The organism is Litorisediminivivens sp. KMU-197 (assembly GCF_056858395.1).
The window spans coordinates 52,079-69,694 of record NZ_JBXEQG010000011.1; the positions used below are offsets into that span (position 1 = coordinate 52,079).

General features: G+C 65.1%; 15 protein-coding genes and 1 tRNA gene. 10 read left to right on the top strand and 6 right to left on the bottom strand.

The annotated features are described in order from the left end of the window. Nucleotides 1-39: 39 nt before the first annotated feature. From AC04PT_RS17540 to AC04PT_RS17565, 6 genes are all read left to right on the top strand, one after another. Entirely contained in the window at nucleotides 40-774 is a 735-nt protein-coding gene (locus AC04PT_RS17540; protein WP_482875051.1) for a GntR family transcriptional regulator, read from the top strand. Between the two features lie 102 nt (nucleotides 775-876). After that, nucleotides 877-1,710: a MurR/RpiR family transcriptional regulator gene (locus AC04PT_RS17545; RefSeq protein ID WP_482875053.1), complete on the top strand. Its 834-nt coding sequence runs from the start codon at nucleotides 877-879 to the stop codon at nucleotides 1,708-1,710. Nucleotides 1,711-1,883: 173 nt separating this feature from the next. Further along, a complete protein-coding gene (locus tag AC04PT_RS17550; RefSeq protein ID WP_482875055.1) occupies nucleotides 1,884-2,912 on the top strand; it encodes a TRAP transporter substrate-binding protein in 1,029 nt (342 codons plus the stop codon). Nucleotides 2,913-2,934: 22 nt separating this feature from the next. After that, entirely contained in the window at nucleotides 2,935-3,492 is a 558-nt protein-coding gene (locus tag AC04PT_RS17555) for a TRAP transporter small permease subunit (protein ID WP_482875057.1), read from the top strand. Then, a complete protein-coding gene (locus AC04PT_RS17560; RefSeq protein ID WP_482875059.1) occupies nucleotides 3,489-4,790 on the top strand; it encodes a TRAP transporter large permease in 1,302 nt (433 codons plus the stop codon). The genes AC04PT_RS17555 and AC04PT_RS17560 overlap by 4 nt, the downstream gene beginning before the upstream one ends. A 1-nt stretch (nucleotide 4,791) precedes the next feature. Beyond that, on the top strand, nucleotides 4,792-5,490 hold the full coding sequence (locus AC04PT_RS17565) for an aspartate/glutamate racemase family protein (protein ID WP_482875061.1): 699 nt from the start codon (nucleotides 4,792-4,794) through the stop codon (nucleotides 5,488-5,490). Between the two features lie 49 nt (nucleotides 5,491-5,539). On the opposite strand, the gene AC04PT_RS17570 is transcribed toward AC04PT_RS17565, so the two are convergent. Both AC04PT_RS17570 and AC04PT_RS17575 read right to left on the bottom strand, forming a co-directional pair. Then, a tRNA-Leu gene (locus AC04PT_RS17570) sits at nucleotides 5,540-5,625 on the bottom strand. A 51-nt stretch (nucleotides 5,626-5,676) separates the two neighbouring features. Then, nucleotides 5,677-6,153, bottom strand: coding sequence for an Lrp/AsnC family transcriptional regulator (locus AC04PT_RS17575; protein WP_482875063.1), 477 nt, complete (start codon nucleotides 6,151-6,153; stop codon nucleotides 5,677-5,679). Nucleotides 6,154-6,263: 110 nt separating this feature from the next. Here AC04PT_RS17575 and putA point away from each other — a divergent pair, with 110 nt between their 5' ends. Together putA and AC04PT_RS17585 are read left to right on the top strand one after the other, a co-directional pair. Continuing rightward, nucleotides 6,264-9,698 (top strand): bifunctional proline dehydrogenase/L-glutamate gamma-semialdehyde dehydrogenase PutA, encoded by a 3,435-nt coding sequence (gene putA / locus AC04PT_RS17580; RefSeq protein ID WP_482875065.1) that lies wholly within the window; start codon nucleotides 6,264-6,266, stop codon nucleotides 9,696-9,698. A gap of 31 nt (nucleotides 9,699-9,729) precedes the next feature. Further along, nucleotides 9,730-10,497: a rhomboid family intramembrane serine protease gene (locus AC04PT_RS17585; RefSeq protein WP_482875067.1), complete on the top strand. Its 768-nt coding sequence runs from the start codon at nucleotides 9,730-9,732 to the stop codon at nucleotides 10,495-10,497. 5 nt (nucleotides 10,498-10,502) lie between these two features. On the opposite strand, the gene AC04PT_RS17590 is transcribed toward AC04PT_RS17585, so the two are convergent. From AC04PT_RS17590 to AC04PT_RS17605, 4 genes are all read right to left on the bottom strand, one after another. Continuing rightward, nucleotides 10,503-10,901, bottom strand: a complete 399-nt coding sequence (locus AC04PT_RS17590; protein WP_482875069.1) for a DUF2177 family protein — start codon at nucleotides 10,899-10,901, stop codon at nucleotides 10,503-10,505. Nucleotides 10,902-10,907: 6 nt separating this feature from the next. Then, entirely contained in the window at nucleotides 10,908-11,897 is a 990-nt protein-coding gene (locus tag AC04PT_RS17595; RefSeq protein ID WP_482875071.1) for an Ldh family oxidoreductase, read from the bottom strand. Continuing rightward, entirely contained in the window at nucleotides 11,890-12,999 is a 1,110-nt protein-coding gene (locus AC04PT_RS17600; protein WP_482875072.1) for a pyridoxal phosphate-dependent aminotransferase, read from the bottom strand. The genes AC04PT_RS17595 and AC04PT_RS17600 overlap by 8 nt, the downstream gene beginning before the upstream one ends. 64 nt (nucleotides 13,000-13,063) lie before the next feature. Beyond that, a complete protein-coding gene (locus tag AC04PT_RS17605) occupies nucleotides 13,064-15,157 on the bottom strand; it encodes a DEAD/DEAH box helicase (RefSeq protein WP_482875074.1) in 2,094 nt (697 codons plus the stop codon). A 268-nt stretch (nucleotides 15,158-15,425) separates the two neighbouring features. Between AC04PT_RS17605 and AC04PT_RS17610 the strand changes: the two genes are divergently transcribed. Together AC04PT_RS17610 and AC04PT_RS17615 are read left to right on the top strand one after the other, a co-directional pair. Next, nucleotides 15,426-16,079: a protein-L-isoaspartate O-methyltransferase family protein gene (locus AC04PT_RS17610; protein ID WP_482875076.1), complete on the top strand. Its 654-nt coding sequence runs from the start codon at nucleotides 15,426-15,428 to the stop codon at nucleotides 16,077-16,079. Nucleotides 16,080-16,151: 72 nt separating this feature from the next. Continuing rightward, nucleotides 16,152-17,576, top strand: coding sequence for a TolC family outer membrane protein (locus AC04PT_RS17615; RefSeq protein WP_482875078.1), 1,425 nt, complete (start codon nucleotides 16,152-16,154; stop codon nucleotides 17,574-17,576). The last annotated feature ends 40 nt before the right edge of the window (nucleotides 17,577-17,616 follow it).

Consider the following 17,616-nt stretch of genomic DNA (forward strand, 5'->3'; position numbering starts at 1 on the left):
GCTGTAAGGTCAAGGCGCCTGAGCAGAGGTAGAGTGAACGTGAAGACACGCAGATCAGATCATCCGCGCCGACGGGTCGACACACGAGGCAAGGTCGTGATCAGCCGGACGCCTCTGCACGAACAGGTGGCGGAGGAAATCCGTCACATGATCGTCACCGGAGAGCTTGCGCCGGGCGAAAAGATCAAGGTGAACGAATTGGCAGAGGTTCTTGATGTCTCGCTGACCCCGATGCGCGAGGCGCTCAAGATCCTCGGCAATGAGAACCTTGTCGAACTGATGGCCAACCGCGGGGCGCGGGTTTCCGACATCACCGTCGACGGCACGCGCAATTTGTTCGAAGTGATCTCGCGTCTCGAAGCTCTTGCCGCTGAATTGGCCGCCCTGCGTATCACCGACCACGAACTGCAAGAGCTGGAAACGCTTCACACCCAGATGCACGAAAGCAACGCGGCCGGCGATCTTCAGAGCTATTTCGAACTCAATCGTCGGATTCATAATCTGGTGGTCGCGGCGGCGAAGAATCCTGATCTCACCCGCGTGCGGACCAGTCTGGCGCTGCACGTCGAACGTGCGCGGTTCCTTTCTGTCGCCACACCGGACCACCGTGACCTTTCGGTGAACGATCACGACTGCCTGATGCAGGCCCTCCGCGACCGCGACGCTGCCACCGCGCGCGAGGTCTGGCAGACACATCTGGAACGTGCCGGTCAGGAAGCCTGCCGTCTGGTCGGTCTTTGGGCCGAGACGACCGGACAGGAAGCCGCGCAATAGGTTCTGCGGTCGCAGGATCGTCGATCGCTTTCCGGAAACGGGATGCTTGGCAAGCGGCGTCGCGAAGCCTAAACATGAAAATGCATTTTCATGGAGGCCGCCATGTCGGACCAGCCCTTTCTCGCCCGTGTGCGGCGCAAGCTTCCGGAGTTGCACCCGGCCGAGCGTCGGCTGGGCGAACTGGTCTGCGACTTCCCTGGCGAATTGGCCAGCTACTCGGCCTCGGAACTGGCCGCCCTGGCTGGCGTCTCGAACGCGACGGTGACACGCTTCGTGCGGCGCTTGGGTTACGATTCCTACGAAGACGCGCGACGCGATGCGCGGGACGAGGCCAGCAGTGGTTCGCGGCTCTATCTCCAGCACGCCGGACAGGCCGAGGGCGCTGCGCCCGAAAGCTTCCGGGACACCGACATCCGCAATCTTCGCGAAACGCTCGACGATGTCTCGCAGGAGGAGATCGACCGGCTGGCCGAAGCCCTGCTCGGGGCGCGTAAAGCCTGGTGCGTCGGCTACCGCGCTGCCAATCCGCTGGCCAACTATCTGCAATGGCAGCTTCTTCAGGCCATCGAGGACGCGGTTCCCGTACCCGGCGGAGGCCAGACCATGGGCGAACACGTGGCCCGCATGGCCGCCTCGGATGTGGTGGTGCTGTTCGGCCTGCGCCGTCGTATCGCGGGCTTTTCCGATTTGCTGCAAACCATAGGAGAGACCGGCGCGCGGGTCTGCCTGATCAGCGACGAAGGCCTGGCCGTCAATCGCGAGGTACAATGGCATTTCCGATGTGCCACCCGTTCTTCGGGGCCGCTGTTCAGCCACGTCGGGGTCATGGGGCTGGTCAACCTGGTTGCCAACCGGACGATCGAACTGGCCTATGATTCGGGCCGACAGAGGTTGCAGCGGATCGAGGGCTACAACGACATGTTGCGCGAACTCTGACCTTACGCGGCCGCGCGGGCCACTCACATCCTTTAAAACCATGCGTAAAAACCGGGCGTTGCCGCAGCGCGGCGACGAAAGTTGCGTTTCGCTTGCGAAAATGTCTATTCCACTTCATGAAAATCTGTTTTCATATATGGCAGTCACCGTCTTACGCGAAAAGGACCCCCGCCATGCGTTCGCTCTTTGCCACCACTGCCCTTATCTGCCTGGCCCAGGCCGCAACCGCCGACACCGTTTCGCTGCGGGTTCTCGGCCAGCCAGTCGGTTCCGGCCTGATCCAGCAGCAGAAGGAACAGCCGTTCTTCGAAAACCTTGCGGAAAGCTCCGGCCTCGACGCGCGGATCGAATATCTGCCGGTCGACGTCGCAGGCATCCCCGACAACGACGGCATGCGTGTCATTCGTACCGGCCTGTTCGACATCGTCTCGTTCCGCGGCCCGCAGGTCAGCCGGGACGAGCCCACCATGCTGGGCCTCGACCTTGTCGGTCTGAACCCGACCTACGAGAGCGGCAAGACCCATACGGAAGCTTTCCTGCCCACCGTCGACGCTGCCGTGCAGGATCGGTTCAATTCCAAGGTGCTGGGCGTCTGGCCTGCCGGCCCGCAGGTGATCTTTTGCAAGCCCGAAATTGGTGGTCTGTCCGACCTCGAAGGCCTCAAGGTCCGCGTCGGCGACCAGTCCGCCGCCGCCTTCGTCGGCCAGTTCGGTGCCACCGGCATCCCGCTGCCCTTTGGCGAAGTGCAGCAGTCGCTGGCGCGCGGCGTGGTTGACTGCGCGATCACCGGGCCGTCCTCGGCCAATTCCGCAGGCTGGCCGGAGGTGACCACCACCGTGCTGCCGATTGCCCTGCAACTGGCGGTGAACGGCTATGCCATCAACCTCGACAGCTGGAACAAGCTGGATGCCGGCCAGCAGGAAACCCTGCAAACCTCGATCGAGACGCTGGTGGACGATGTCTGGGCCTATTCCGAGGAACTCTATCAAGACGCCATGAACTGCAACACCGGCCAGCAGCCCTGCGAACACGGCTCCGAGTATTCCTTGAAGAGCGTCCCGGTCTCCGACGCCGACCTCAAGGCGGTTTCCGACGCACTGGTCGGATCGTCGCTGCCGGCCTGGACCAAGCAGTGCAACGCGGTGAACGAAAGCTGCGAGGCCGACTGGATGGCCTCGGTCGGCACGAAGCTGGGCCTCTGAGGCAAAAGGGAGGGATGCACCGATGAAGACATATTCGCGAATATGCGCGATCGTCTTCGGCCTGATGATGACGGCGCTCTGCGTCGTCATCGCGGTCGAGACCGTGTTGCGCAAGCTGCTCAACCACTCGCTCGCGGGGGTGGACGAGCTGTCCGGCTATGCCATTGCCATCGGTGCGCCCCTCTGCTTTGCCGTCACCGCGGTCGAGCGCAGCCACATCCGGATCAACCTGCTGCACATGCGGATGCCGGAACGGTTTCAGGCGGCACTCAACCTCGTTTCCGCCGTCAGCCTCGCCGCGCTGGCGATTTTCCTCGCGGTCTTTACCGTGCGCACGGTGAAGGAAACGCAGATGTTCGGATCGGTCGCGCAGACACCGTGGATGACGCCGCTGATCTGGCCGCAGCTGGCGTGGATGGTCGGCATGGGCATCTTCACCATCGCCTGCGTGCTGCTGGCGGTCCAGGCCCTGAGGCTGGCAATCCGCCGCAACATGTCGGCCCTGACCCGCGACTTCGCGCCGGAAACGGTCGAGGACGAGTTGGAAGCGGAACTTTCCGATCTGGAGGCACGGGCATGAGCATCACAGTCATTTTCACCGGCTTCATGTTCATGCTGCTGCTGATGTTCCTTTCGATGCCGGTCGCGGTATCGATCCTCACGGTCGGCGGCGTTGGCGGCTACATGGCCTATGGCATGCCGCTGGTGGAAACCATGGGCGGCGTCATCTGGGGGACACTGAACAACCCGGTCATGACCGCGATCCCACTATTCATGTTACTGGGCGAGCTTCTCCTGCGCGGCGGCATCGCCGACCGCATGTTCGACACTCTGGCAGTCTGGCTCGGGCGTCTGCCCGGGGGGCTGCTCCACACTAATATCGGCACCTGTGCGCTGTTCTCGGCCACCTCCGGCTCTTCCGTCGCAACCGCAGCTACTGTGGGCACCATCGCGCTGCCCGCGCTTGGCGAACGTGACTACCCGGTGCGCCCGGCGCTCGGCACGCTTGCCGCGGGCGGCACGCTGGGCATCCTGATCCCGCCCTCGGTCAACCTGCTGGTCTACGGCTCGCTGGCCAATGTCTCGGTCGGGCAACTGTTCATCGCCGGCATCCTCCCAGGGGTCATGCTGACGCTTCTGTTTTCGGCCTATGTCGCCTTCAGCTATCCGGACGCGGGACGCAATTCCAACGTGCCGGAGGTCTCGAAGACCGAAAAGCGCCGGCTCTTGCGTCACCTGATCCCGCCGGCGGTGATCTTCGGCATCGTCATGGGCTCGATCTACGGCGGGCTGGCGACGCCCACCGAAAGCGCGGCCCTCGGCGTCATCGCCGCCTTCTACTTTGTCTGGAAGGGCGGACGGCTGACCTGGGACCTTCTTGAGAACTGCTTCATCCAGTCGGCGCGCACGTCCGGAATGGTGATCCTTGTAATCGTCTGCGCGCTGCTCTTGAACGTGACCCTGTCGATGACTGGCGGCACACAGGCGGTGACCCGCTGGGTGACGGGCCTCGGCCTGTCGCAGACCACGCTGCTGCTTCTGCTGGTGGCGTTCTACGTCGTGCTCGGCATGTTCATGGACGCGATGTCGATGCTGGTGCTGACGGTGCCGATTGCGGTGCCGATGGTCACGGCACTGGGGGTCGATCCGGTCTGGTTCGGTGTCTTTGTGGTGGTGATGTGCGAAATCGGTCTGATCACGCCACCGGTCGGCATGAACCTCTTCGTGGTACAGGGCGTGCGCAAGGGCGGCGGCGATTTCAACGATGTGATCCGCGGCGCCACGCCCTTCGTGGTGATCATGATCCTCTTCGCCGGCCTATTGGTCGCCGTGCCGCAGATCGCTCTGTTCCTGCCCGACATGGCTGCGGGGCGCTGAGATGGACACCCTGCTTTCCACCAGCGCCACGCCACAAACCACCGAGCGACGCATCCTCGTCGTCAATCCAAACAGCAATCCCGAGGTCACGCGCATCGTTTCGGACGCCGCAATCGGAGTGCTGGGTCCGGCCACCTCGGTCCGGGTGCTGCATCCCGAGGGCAGCCCCCGCTCGATCGAAAGCCGCGCCGATCGCGACGTGGCCGAACCGCTGGCCATCGACCTGCTTGCGCGGCACCCGGGCTACGACGCCTATGTCATGGCCTGTTTCGACGACATCGCGATCAGTGGCGGGCGGCGGTTTGTGGACGCCCCCATCGTCTGCGCCGCCGAAGCCGCGATCTCGGTCGCCCGGCTCTTCGCGCCGAGGATCGCCATCGTCACCACGGTCGAGGGCATGGTGCCCGGCATCCGCGCGCTGGTGGATTCACTCGGTGCAGGTGCAATCTGCTCGGTGCGTGCGGCGGGCATCGGCGTCGCCTCGGCAGCGGCGGGTGGTGACGAGATCGACCGCAAGCTGGATCAGACGATCGAGGATGCGCGCAACTTCGACGGCGCCGGGGCGATAATCCTCGGCTCCGGCGGGTTGACCGGTCGCGCCCCGGCCCTCTCGGCGCGGCACGGCATGCCGGTGATCGACAGTATCGAGGCCGCGCTGGCCTTGGCCGAACTTGCGGCGGGATTGAGAAGACGCCCCTGAGAGGTCTCTTCGGCCGCCGTGCCGGACCAGGGGTAACTTCAATGGGTTCTGGTGCCCGCGGCCGGACTCGAACCGGCACGGCCATACGGCCTGAAGATTTTAAGTCTTCTGTGTCTACCATTCCACCACGCGGGCGGGCGCCGCGACCATAGGCCGGTGCCGCGCCGGGGAAAACCGCAAAATGGGTCAGGTCACGTCGCCCAGTCCGCTTTCCTTGATCGCCTGCATCGCCACGTAGGTCGAGGTGTTCGACACATGCGGCAAGGTCGAGATCTTGTCTGCCAACACCCGTCGGTAGGCCCGCATATCCGAAGTCCGCACCTTCATCAGGTAGTCGAAGTTGCCGGCGATCAGATGGCACTGCTCGATCTCTGGGATTTTCGCGACCGCCTCGGCAAAGGCCGCAAGCGCTTTTTCACGGGTGTCGGCGAGCCGCACCTCGACAAAGGCCACGTGATCCAGCCCCAGCCTGATCGGGTCGAGCAGCGCGCGATAGCCGCGAATAACCCCAGCCTCTTCCAGCCGCCTCAACCGCGCCTGCGTCGGCGATTTAGACAACCCTATGCGCTTGGCGAGGTCGGTGATCGAGATGCGACCGTCTTCGGCCAGAACGGTGACGATGGCACGATCGAAACGGTCAAGTTCGATCTGGTCAAGTTGCACAGGTTCACCTCATAACTTCAACTCATATGCCTCGTGTTTTTGCAAAGTTCGGGAAATATGGCCAGCGAAATCGCGATATGGTGCCCACAACCTTACCCTTGGAGAGTCGCATGCCTCTTGACACCCTGACCGGTCTGCGCAGCCGGATCGACGAGATGACCTATGCCGACGAGGCCGAGAATATTCGCAGCCTCGTCGCGACCGCCGCGCTGTCCGAAGCCGACCGCGCGCGTATCTCTGCCGCCGGAGCGGACCTCGTGCGGCGCATCCGCGAGCATTCCGAGCCGGGGCTGATGGAGGTCTTCCTTGCCGAGTATGGCCTGTCGACGGACGAGGGCGTGGCACTGATGTGTCTGGCCGAGGCGCTGCTGCGGGTGCCCGACTCCGAGACCATCGACGCCCTGATCGAAGACAAGATTGCGCCATCGGACTGGGGCCGTCATATGGGCCATTCGACCTCGCCCTTGGTCAACGCCTCGACTTGGGCGCTGATGCTGACCGGCCGGGTGCTGCGCGAAGATGCCGAGCCCGGCCCGGTAGGCCACCTGCGCGCTGCCGTGAAGCGTCTGGGCGAGCCGGTTATCCGCACCGCCGTGGGCCGCGCGATGAAGGAAATGGGCCGCCAGTTCGTTCTGGGAGAGGACATCCGCGCCGCAATGAAACGCGCCAGCAACATGGAGCAGAAGGGCTATACCTACAGCTACGACATGCTGGGCGAGGCCGCGCGGACAGATGCGGACGCCATGCGGTATCACGCGTCCTATGGGCGCGCGATCGAGGCAATCGCCAAGGGGTGCGGAAATGACGACGTCCGGCTGAACCCCGGCATCTCGGTCAAGCTCTCGGCGCTGCATCCGCGCTATGAAGAGGCGCAGAAGGACCGTGTCGCGGCCGAGCTTTACCCGCGCCTGCGCGACCTCGCGCTGATGGCGCGGAACCGCAAGATGGGGCTGAACATCGACGCGGAAGAGGCCGACCGGCTGTCGATTTCGATGGACCTGATTGAACGGCTTATGCGTGATCCGGGGCTAGCCGGCTGGGACGGGCTGGGCATCGTCGTGCAGGCCTTCGGACACCGCTGCGGCGCGGTGCTGGACTACCTTTACGCGCTGGCCGTAGAGACCGATCGCCGCATCGCCGTGCGGCTGGTGAAAGGTGCCTACTGGGACACCGAGATCAAGCTGGCACAGGTTGAGGGGCTGGAGCGTTTCCCGGTCTTCACCTCGAAACCCGCTACCGACGTGAGCTACATCGCCAATGCTCGACGGCTGCTGAACATGACCGACCGCATCTATCCGCAGTTCGCCACCCATAACGCGCATACCGTAGCTGCCATCCTCGACATGGCCGACGACAAAAATGCATTCGAATTCCAGCGCCTGCACGGAATGGGCGATGCGCTGCACGACATCGTGCTGAAGCGCGAAGGCACCCGTTGCCGCATATATGCGCCGGTAGGCGCCCACCGCGACCTGCTGGCCTATCTCGTGCGACGACTGCTCGAGAACGGCGCGAACTCGTCCTTCGTCAACCAGATCGTCGATGAGAACGTACCGCCCGAAGTCGTGGCCCGCGATCCTTTCGAGGCCCTGCTGGACAACACGCCCCACCTGCCCACCGGCCCGGAGTTGTTCAAGCCTGAGCGCCTCAACTCGCGTGGCTGGGACCTGGCGCACCGTCCGACGCTGAAGGCGATCGAGGCCGCCCGCGCGCCGTTCCGTGACCATCAATGGCAGGCCGCTCCGCTGATCGCAGGCGACACCGCCCCCGAGGATGCCCTTGTCGTGACCAACCCGGCAAACCCGGACGAGACCGTGGGCAAGGTCCGCTTCGCCAGCGTCGCCGATTGCAAGACAGCACTGGCGGCGGCGAAAACCTGGACCGCATCGCCCGAGGAACGCGGCGCGGTGCTGCGCCGCGCCGCCGACCTCTACGAGGCGCATTACGGCGAGCTTTTCGCGCTGGTGGCGCGGGAGGCCGGCAAGACATTGCCTGACGCGGTGGCGGAACTGCGTGAGGCGGTGGATTTCCTGCGCTACTACGGCGCAAATGCGCCCGAGACCGAACCGGTGGGAACCTTCACCTGCATCAGCCCGTGGAACTTCCCGCTGGCGATCTTCTCGGGTCAGGTGTCTGCGGCGCTGGCGGCGGGCAACGCGGTGCTGGCAAAACCGGCCGAGCAGACATCGCTGATCGCCTATCGCGCGGTCGAGTTGCTGCACGAGGCCGGTGTCCCCCGCGAGGTGCTGCAACTGCTGCCTGGCGCGGGCGAGGTTGGCGGTCGGTTGACTTCGGACGCTCGCGTCGGTGGCGTGGCCTTCACCGGCTCGACCGAGACCGCGATGATCATTCGCCGCGCCATGGCCGAGAACCTCGCGCCGGGCGCGCCCTTCCTGGCCGAGACCGGCGGGCTGAACGCGATGATCGTGGATTCGACCGCGCTGCCGGAACAAGCGGTGCAGGCGATCGTGGAGAGCGCCTTCCAGTCGGCTGGGCAAAGGTGTTCGGCGCTGCGCTGCCTTTACGTGCAACGCGATATCGCGGGGCACTTCACCGAGATGCTGATGGGCGCGATGGAGACGCTGCGGCCGGGGCTGCCGTGGGAGATCTCGACCGACCTCGGCCCGGTGATCGATGCCGAGGCGCAGAAAGGGATCGCAATTTACGTGGCCGAGGCCCGCAAAGCCGGCCGGGTGATCAAGGAGATCTCGGTCCCGAAACAGGGGCATTTCATCGCCCCCGCCCTGCTGCGCGTGGACGGTATTGCGGACATGGAACGCGAGATCTTCGGGCCGATCCTGCATATCGCCACCTTTGAGGCCGATGAACTGGACCGGGTGATCGACGCCATAAACGCAACTGGCTACGGGCTGACGTTCGGGCTTCAAACCCGCATCGACGACCGGGTGCAGCACGTGTCCGAGCGCATTCATGCCGGCAACATCTACGTCAACCGCAACCAGATCGGCGCCATCGTGGGCAGCCAGCCCTTTGGCGGCGAGGGGCTTTCGGGCACCGGGCCGAAGGCCGGTGGGCCGAACTATCTCAGCCGCTTCTGCCGCCACACGGTCAACCCGGTCGAGGCCGATGCAGGCGCAAAGGTCGACCCGGCGGCGCTGGAAGAAACGCTGAAAGCCAAACCGCTGCCCACGCAGCAACCGCCACTGTCGCTGCCCGGGCCGACCGGCGAATCCAATAGGCTAACAGCCCTGCCCCGGTCGCCCCTGCTTTGCCTGGGGCCCGGGGACGCGGCGGCGGCACAGCAGAAGGAGGCCGTCGAAGCCTTGGGCGGCGTGGCGGTCCGCGTGGGCGGCGCACTGGAGCCGGACAGCCTGACAACGCTAAAGCACTTCTCGGGCGCGCTCTGGTGGGGCGACGAGAGTACCGCGCGTGCCTATGCCAAGGCACTGGCCAAGCGCGAGGGCCCGATCCTGCCGCTGATCACCGGCAGGCCCGACAAAGGTCACGTGGTGCACGAACGGCATGTCTGCGTCGACACCACCGCTTCGGGCGGGAATGCGGCGCTTCTGTCGGGCATGTCTTGACCTTCCGGGGGGAAGGCCACAGCTTCCCCCCATGTTCCCGATCCGCGATCACAACCCGTCAGGGCGGACGCCCTATGTCACCTACGCCCTGATGGCAGTGAATATCCTTGTGTTTCTGGGATATTATGGCCTGTTCGATCAACCGCGTGCATTGTCGCTGTTTTTCTGGGAATACGCGCTGATCCCGGCGCGGGTGAGCGCCGGCGAAGGCTTCGCAGGACTCTTCACGTCAATGTTCCTGCACGGCGGCTTCATGCACCTGGCCGGAAACATGCTGTTCCTGTTCATCTTCGGCGACAACATCGAGGATGAGATGGGCCATGTCAGATATCTGCTGTTCTACCTGGCCAGCGGGCTGGCGGCGGCGCTGCTGCAATGGATCACCGCGCCGGGGTCGATGGTTCCGGTAGTCGGTGCCTCGGGGGCGATCGCCGGGGTCATGGGGGCCTACCTGTTGCTTTATCCACGGGCGAAGGTGGACGTGTTTCTGTTTTTCATCGTGTTTTTCCGGATCATCCCCGTACCGGCCTGGATCATGCTGGGGCTGTGGTTCGGATTGCAGATCTTCGGCGGGCTTGGCACCCCCGGCGACGGCGGCGGCGTGGCCTATTGGGCGCACGCGGGCGGCTTTCTTGCCGGGATCGGGCTAAGCCTGCCACTGTGGCTGCGCCTGGGCGGACCGAAGTACTGGCGCCAGACGGAGGGCCATCCGCCACATGCCGAGGCGACCTATGCTCTTGCGCGTACCTCGATCCCGAAATCAGGCAAACGGCGCCGTGGCCCCTGGGGGCGTGGCTGAGGTGATCAGACCAGCCAGCGCGTGATCGTCACCCCGGCCCAAGCGGCAAAGCCGGTTAGTAATGTGCCCCAGCTCAGGTCTACGGCGACCATCTGCCATGACCACCCCTTGAGCGTGGCGAGATTGGTGAACTCGTAGGTGCCATAGGCCATCGCGCCCAGCAGCGCACCGGCCAGCAGCGCCTGCAATGGCGCGCCGTCCTTCAGGGCGGGCAGGCTGACGAACCATATCAGGCAGACCACGTAAAACAGGTAGAACACCAGTGCCGGCACGAAGCGGAAGCTGTCGACCAGCATGTCGTTCACATGGTTTTCGAACACCGGCCGGATGAGAAACCGCAGCCCGATCACGTCGAGGCCGAGGAACACCACTGCGGTGGCGATATAAAGGATGAGGATCTGCATCCCGTCCTAACTAGCGTCGTTCCCGGCCAGGGCCAGCATTTGCTGCCAGAGCGCCTCCGGCACGTCCACCGGGTCGCGCTGCGCCTTCCCCTGCCCCGGCAGACGGGTGCCGGGATCGGCCGTGATCGCCTCGGCCAGCGCGGCAATGCGGTCGTGGAAATCGGGCGCCGCCGTGGGGTCGATCAGGATGTAATACTGTCCGAGGTCATGCGGCGCACCCTCGGGCGCCTTCAACGGCTTCACGTCGCGCGACAGGACCGAGCCGGTCAGCGCGGCGGCAAGCACCTCGGCCATTACGCCGAAGCCCCAGCCCTTGTGTCCGCCGGCGGAGGCCAGCGATCCGGCCAGTGCCGAGTCGGGGTCGGTGGTCGGATTGCCCTCGGCATCCAGCGCCCAGCCCTCGGGGATCTGCTCGCCTGCGGCCTTGGCCATGGTGATCCGGCCAAGGGCAACGGCGGTGGTGGACTGGTCAAACTGAACGGCAACACCGCCCTTGCCGTCCGGAACGGCGAAAGCGATCGGATTGGTGCCTATGACGCGCGTTTTGCCGCCCGGTGCGGCGACAATCGGCGAGGCATTGGTGAAACCCAGCCCGATCATGCCGTGCTGCGCGATCTGTTCGGTGAAGTAGCCGAGCGAAGTACAGGTGTGCGCATGCGAGACCGCCAGAGTGGCGATGCCGCTGGCGCGGGCGGCCTCGAGCGCCGGCTCCAACGCGGCGGCAAAGGCTGGCTGCGCAAAGCCAAAGCCCGCGTCGACCTGCACCAGCCCGGGGCGCGGCGTGTCGACCTGCGGCTGAACGGTGCCGTTCACCCGGCCGGTGCGCAATTGCTGGCAGTAGCTTTCGACGTAGTACAACCCGCAGATGCGGTTGCCGTAGCCCTCGGCCCGGCGCACCGCGCGGGCAACATGGTCCGCAACCTCGTCCGAGGCGCCATGCCGGGTCAGCGCCGTGTGGGTCACGTCTTCCATGCGGTCGAGGGATATGTCAGTCATTATCTGTCTCCGAAAGGGCCGCAGGCAGGGCCTCGGCAAAGGCGTCGAGCATCTCTGGCGTTCCGGCGCTGATGCGGATGCAGCGGTCTTCCGGTGCAACGAAAGGCATGCGGACGAATATGCCGCGGGCCACCAGCCGTGCCAGCACCCGGCGGGCGAAGTCTCCGTCCCGGCCACAGTCCACGGCGACGAAGTTGGTGGCCGAAGGCAGTGGCGTAAGGTTGTTGTCGCGGGCGATGGCGGCAATGCGGTCGCGGGCCTGCGCCACTACGGACTGAACATGCGCCAGCCAATCGCGGTCCTGCCAAGCTGCAAGCGCGCCGACCTGGGCGCTGCGGTTCATGCCGAAGTGGTTGCGGACCTTTTCATAGGCGGCGATCACCTCCGGGTGGCCGATGGCATAGCCCACCCGCGCACCGGCCATGCCATACGCCTTTGAAAAGGTGCGGAAGCGCAGCACACCCGGATCCGAGGTATCGAGCTGCGGCACTGTGCCATCGGGGGCGAATTCGGCGTAGGCTTCATCCAGCACCAGCACGCAGCCCGGTGGCAGGTCATCAATCATCGCCTGCACCGTGGCTGCGTCATGCCAGGTGCCCATGGGATTGTCGGGATTGGCGAGGTAAATCAGCTTGGCCCCGGTCTCGTGGGCCTTGGACAGCAACGCCTCGGGGTCTTCGTGATCGTCGCGATAGGGCACCTTGTGCAGCGTGCCGCCATAGCCCGCGACATGATAATTGAAGGTGGGATAGGCCCCAGCCGAGGTTACCACCTGATCGCCCGCCCCGACCATCAGCCGCACGGTCGAATTGAGCAGCCCGTCGATGCCGGCGCCGATCACGATGCACTCGGGCGCGATGCCGAGATCCCCGGCGATGGCATGGCGCAAATCGTGGCTGGTGCTGTCGCCGTACTTCCAGATTTCGTGCGCTGCGTCCTGCATCGCGGCGATCGCCTTGGGTGATGGCCCGAAGACGCTTTCATTGGCGCCGAGACGGGCCGCGAAGGGCGCACCGCGGTCGCGCTCCATCGCCTCGGGTCCGACGAAGGGCACGGTGGCCGGCAGGGCGGCGACGATATCGGTGTAACGGGGGCCTCTCATGTCGGCGGGTTATCGCACAGGGGCAGCACGATGCAAGGCACCGGGTACGACCCCTGCGCTACCGTCAGCGGCGTCGCGGCGGGCCGTCACCGCCCTTGCGAAGCTTTCCGCCGGGTTTCGGCTTGCCGGGCCTGGCAGGCTTGGCCCCCGGCGGGGTGAAACGCTTCGAGGTGTCTGAGGCCTTGGCCCGCGCCGGGGCGGGCTTGGCGGCAGGCTTGCCTTCGCCTGTGGCCGGCTTTCCCGACGGCTTGCCCTTGCCGCCGCCCGGTTTGGCCGCCCATTTCCCCTTGGGCGCAGTCTCTTTCGAAGGCGACTTACCGAAAGGCTTGGGCTTGGGCTTGCCCGGCGCTGCGTCCTTGGACCGGTCGTCGCGGGGCTTGCCTGCGGGCTTGGCGCTCTCCGCCCTGGCGGGCTTCGCTGGCTTGTCCGGCGCGCCGGGCTTGCGGAACGGTTTGACCGCTCCGTCCGAGATCGCCTCGGCCATGCGGTCCGGCTTCTTCTCGGCTGGTGGTTTCGGGCGCGACGCGTCGTCGGATTTGCGATGCGGCTTCTTGGGGCCGCTCTTGCGCGGAGGCGGCGCCATGTCGGGCGCGCCGTCAAGCTTGCGGATCTTGACGCCGCGCTCCAGTTCGCCGTCGGCGGCCAACTTGCCCATCAGCCCCGGCAGCGCCTCTTCGGTGATCTCGACGAAGCTTTCGGACTGCTGGATACGGATCGCGCCGATGGCGTCCTTGTCCACATCGCCGGCGCGGCACAACAGCGGCAGCAGCCAGCGCGGCTCGGCCCGGTCGTCCCGGCCTACCGACAGCGCGACCCAGGCTGACGGACCGAAGGGCTTGCGTTCACGTCGCTCGGGGCGGGTGTCGGGATCGGCCAGGTCCTCGGGCGCCGACAAACGCGCGCGGTGCAGCGCGAGGTAGGCGGCGGCAATCTTCTCGGGGCCGTGCAGCGCCAGAAGCTTCTCGGCGAATGCCTGCTGTTCAGGCGTCGCCTCTTCGGTCCAGACCGGATCGGACAGCAGCCGCTCTTCGTCACGGCGCACCACGTCATCGGCGGAGGGCGCGGTGACCCATTCGGCAGTGATCTTGGCGAAGCGCAGCAGGCGCTCAGCTTTTTTGGTGATCTTCGGGGGCACGATTAGTGCCGAAATGCCCTTGCGCCCGGCCCGACCGGTGCGGCCAGAGCGGTGCAGCAGACCCTCGGCATTCGACGGCAGCTCGGCATGGATCACCAGTTCCAGCTTCGGAAGGTCGATGCCTCGCGCCGCCACGTCGGTCGCCACGCAGACGCGGGCGCGACCGTCGCGCATGGCCTGCAAGGCATGGGTCCGCTCTTGCTGGCTGAGTTCACCCGAAAGTGCCACGACGGAAAAGCCACGGTTGGTCAGCCGCGCGGTCAACCGGTTCACCATGGCACGGGTGTTGGCGAAGACGATGGAATTCTCCGCATCGTGGAAACGCAGCAGGTTGATGATCGCGTTCTCGGCGTCGTGCTGCGCCACGCGCACCGCCTGATAGGAGATGTCAGCATGCTGGCTGGTGCCGCTTACGGTGTTGATACGCACCGCGTCGCGCTGAAATTGCTCGGCGAGCTTAGCGATCAGCGGCGGCACTGTGGCGGAAAACAGCAGGGTGCGGCGATCTTCCGGGGCTTCGCCCAGCATGAACTCCAAATCCTCGCGGAACCCCAGGTCAAGCATTTCGTCGGCCTCGTCCAGCACAATGGCACGGAGGTCGCCCATGTCGAGCGAACCGCGCTGGATGTGATCGCGCAGGCGGCCGGGGGTGCCGACGACGATGTGCGCGCCACGGTCGAGCGCCCGGCGTTCATCGCGCATGTCCATGCCGCCGATGCACGTGGTCACACGTGCGCCAGCCTTGCCGTATAGCCAGCCCAGTTCGCGCATCACCTGAAGCGCCAATTCGCGCGTGGGCGCGATGATCAACGCCAGCGGCGCACCTGCGGGGCCGAGCGTATCGGCATCAGCCAGCAAGGTCGGCGCAATGGCGAGGCCGAAGGCAACGGTCTTGCCCGATCCGGTCTGGGCCGAGACCAGCAGGTCGGACCCCGTCAGGTCGGGGTCGGTGACGGCCTCCTGAACGGCGGTGAGAGTGTCATAGCCGCGCTCGGTCAGCGCATCGGCGAGGGTCTGGATCATGAGTGAAATCTGTCTGGTCTCTTGAGGCGCTGTCGCGCGTTGCGCCCCGACCGTTCAGCCAAGACAAGCCATGCGCCATACGCCCTGTTGAGCGGAAAGTATAGCATGCATCGCCACGGCGAGACGCTCTGACGCGGGGCGCGCCAATCGGACGCCGACAACCGATGCGCCCAGCGCGCACCTCCGCCAAAACGCGAACCGAGACGTTGCCGGGGCGCAGCAGTTGTGGCAAGAGAGGCAGAACGCCCTTGTACCGACGAGTTTAGCTATGCCCGACTATGCCCGCCGCCGGACCTTCATGGTCGATACCCAGGTCCGTCCTTCCGACGTGACCAAGTTCCCGATCATTGACGCGATGCTGCATGTCCCGCGCGAGGTTTTCGTGCCCCGCGACCGGCGCGAGGTCTCGTATGTCGGCGAAAACATCGAAATCGCGCCCGGCCGTGTCATCCTGGAGCCGCGCACATTGGCCAAGATGCTGGATGCGCTGGCCATCACCGGCAGCGAACTGGTGCTCGATATCGGCGCCGGCTATGGCTATTCGGCGGCAGTGATCGCGCGCATGGCCGAGGCCGTGGTGGCCGTCGAGGACGATGAAGACCGCGTCTCGGAGGCGCAGGGCGCATTGTCGGACAACGGCGCGGACGGTGTCATCATGCAGCAGGCCGAGTTGAAGGAAGGCGCGCCTGAGCATGGGCCTTACGATGTCATAGTTATCGAGGGCGGCATCGAAGTCCTGCCGCAGGCGATTGCCGATCAGCTTAAGGAAGACGGGCGCATCGCCGCGTTGTTCATGGAGGGCGAGCTTGGGACCGTGCGCGTCGGCTACAAGCAGAACGGCAACATCACTTGGCGCTTTGCCTTCAACGCGGCGGCCCCGGTCCTTCCCGGGTTCGAGAAGGCGGCGGAATTCGCGCTTTGAATTGACTGTTCCAGCACCGCGAGGGTGCCGGGCCGATGGTTGTATGGAAATCGACGAGGCAGGAGTCTTCGGATGATGGGTTTCAACAAGGTGCGGCGCGCGCTGACGCGGACCACGCTGGCGGGGGTGCTGGCACTGGCGCCGGTGGTCGCGACGGCAGAGACGCTGGCGGATGCATTGGCGGCAGCCTACAAGCATTCGGGCCTGCTGGATCAGAACCGCGCCCTTCTGAGAGCGGCGGACGAGAATGTCGCCATCGCAGTGGCTGCATTGCGTCCCATCCTGTCTTGGTCTGCGTCTTTTCAACACCAATCCGGAGTGCGCAATGCCTTCTCAAACGCGGCGGGTGAATTCGTGCGTGCGGATTTCGAGTCCAACGAAGCGAGCTTTTCCGTCCTTGCCGAACTGCTGCTGTACGATTTCGGCGCATCCCGCCTGAGAATCGACGCCGCGAAAGAGACCGTGCTGGCCACCCGGCACGGCCTGGTCGCCGTGGAGCAGCAGGTGCTGTTCAATGCCGTGCAGGCCTATGTCAACGTGCGTCTGCTGTCCGAGACCGTGCAACTGCGGCAGAACAACGTCCGGCTTGTGACCCGCGAGCTTCGGGCCGCTCGTGACCGCTTTGAAGTCGGCGAAGTCACCCGGACGGACGTGTCGCTGGCCGAGGCCCGGTTGGCGGGAAGCCGTGCCAACCTTGCCGCAGCCGAAGGCGACTTGCTGCGCGCGATCGAGCAATACACCGCTGCCATCGGGCACAAACCGCGCAACCTGCAACCGGTGGGCAAGCTGCCGGCGGTCGAGAACAATGAGGCGCAGGCCAAGGCAATCGCGGTGCGCACTCACCCTGATATGCGGGCGGCCCAGCACGAAGTGGCCGCGGCCGATATCAACGTGCGCCGGGCACATGCGGCAATGAAGCCCACAGCCAAGCTGAGGGGCAGCGTCAATACCACGGGCGATTTCGACTCCGAGGCGTACAGCCGCAGCGGAACGATCGCGCTCGAATTCGGCGGACCGATCTATCGCGGCGGCGAACTATCGGCCCTGGCGCGTCAGGCCAAGGCCCGCGCCGATGCCGAACGCGGAAACCTGCACGTGGTGCAGCACACTGTTCGGCAAAACGTCGGCAATGCGCTTGCCTTCCTGCGCGTGGCAATTGCCTCGATCGAAGCCAACCAGCGCCAGATCCGTGCCGCTCGGGTTGCGTTTCAAGGCGTGCGCGAAGAGGCCAGCCTCGGCCAACGCACCACTCTGGACGTGTTGACCGCCGAGCAGGACCTGCTTGACGCCCAGACCGCTCTTGCCGCATCATTCGCAGACCGGACGATTGCCGCCTATCAGGTATTGGCCTCAATGGGGCTGCTGACGGCGGAACATCTTGGGCTGAACGTGCAGCGATACGACCCGACCGAGTATTACCGCCTGATCAAGAAAGCGCCGGTGAAAAGCCTACAGGGCGAAAAGCTGGATCGGATCTTGCGTCGCATCGGCGACTGACCGACCCACACGCAAAAGCAACAAGTCAGCTGCAATTGTC

What these genes read in the sequence shown, in the direction of transcription:
- AC04PT_RS17600 (WP_482875072.1), bottom strand. Translation starts at nt 12,999, where the DNA reads ATGAGAGGCCCCCGTTACACCGATATCGTCGCCGCCCTGCCGGCCACC.
- AC04PT_RS17550 (WP_482875055.1), top strand. Translation starts at nt 1,884, where the DNA reads ATGCGTTCGCTCTTTGCCACCACTGCCCTTATCTGCCTGGCCCAGGCC.
- AC04PT_RS17565 (WP_482875061.1), top strand. Translation starts at nt 4,792, where the DNA reads ATGGACACCCTGCTTTCCACCAGCGCCACGCCACAAACCACCGAGCGA.
- AC04PT_RS17605 (WP_482875074.1), bottom strand. Translation starts at nt 15,157, where the DNA reads ATGATCCAGACCCTCGCCGATGCGCTGACCGAGCGCGGCTATGACACT.
- AC04PT_RS17590 (WP_482875069.1), bottom strand. Translation starts at nt 10,901, where the DNA reads ATGCAGATCCTCATCCTTTATATCGCCACCGCAGTGGTGTTCCTCGGC.
- AC04PT_RS17545 (WP_482875053.1), top strand. Translation starts at nt 877, where the DNA reads ATGTCGGACCAGCCCTTTCTCGCCCGTGTGCGGCGCAAGCTTCCGGAG.
- AC04PT_RS17610 (WP_482875076.1), top strand. Translation starts at nt 15,426, where the DNA reads ATGCCCGACTATGCCCGCCGCCGGACCTTCATGGTCGATACCCAGGTC.
- AC04PT_RS17595 (WP_482875071.1), bottom strand. Translation starts at nt 11,897, where the DNA reads ATGACTGACATATCCCTCGACCGCATGGAAGACGTGACCCACACGGCG.
- AC04PT_RS17560 (WP_482875059.1), top strand. Translation starts at nt 3,489, where the DNA reads ATGAGCATCACAGTCATTTTCACCGGCTTCATGTTCATGCTGCTGCTG.
- AC04PT_RS17555 (WP_482875057.1), top strand. Translation starts at nt 2,935, where the DNA reads ATGAAGACATATTCGCGAATATGCGCGATCGTCTTCGGCCTGATGATG.
- AC04PT_RS17615 (WP_482875078.1), top strand. Translation starts at nt 16,152, where the DNA reads ATGATGGGTTTCAACAAGGTGCGGCGCGCGCTGACGCGGACCACGCTG.
- AC04PT_RS17585 (WP_482875067.1), top strand. Translation starts at nt 9,730, where the DNA reads ATGTTCCCGATCCGCGATCACAACCCGTCAGGGCGGACGCCCTATGTC.
- putA (WP_482875065.1), top strand. Translation starts at nt 6,264, where the DNA reads ATGCCTCTTGACACCCTGACCGGTCTGCGCAGCCGGATCGACGAGATG.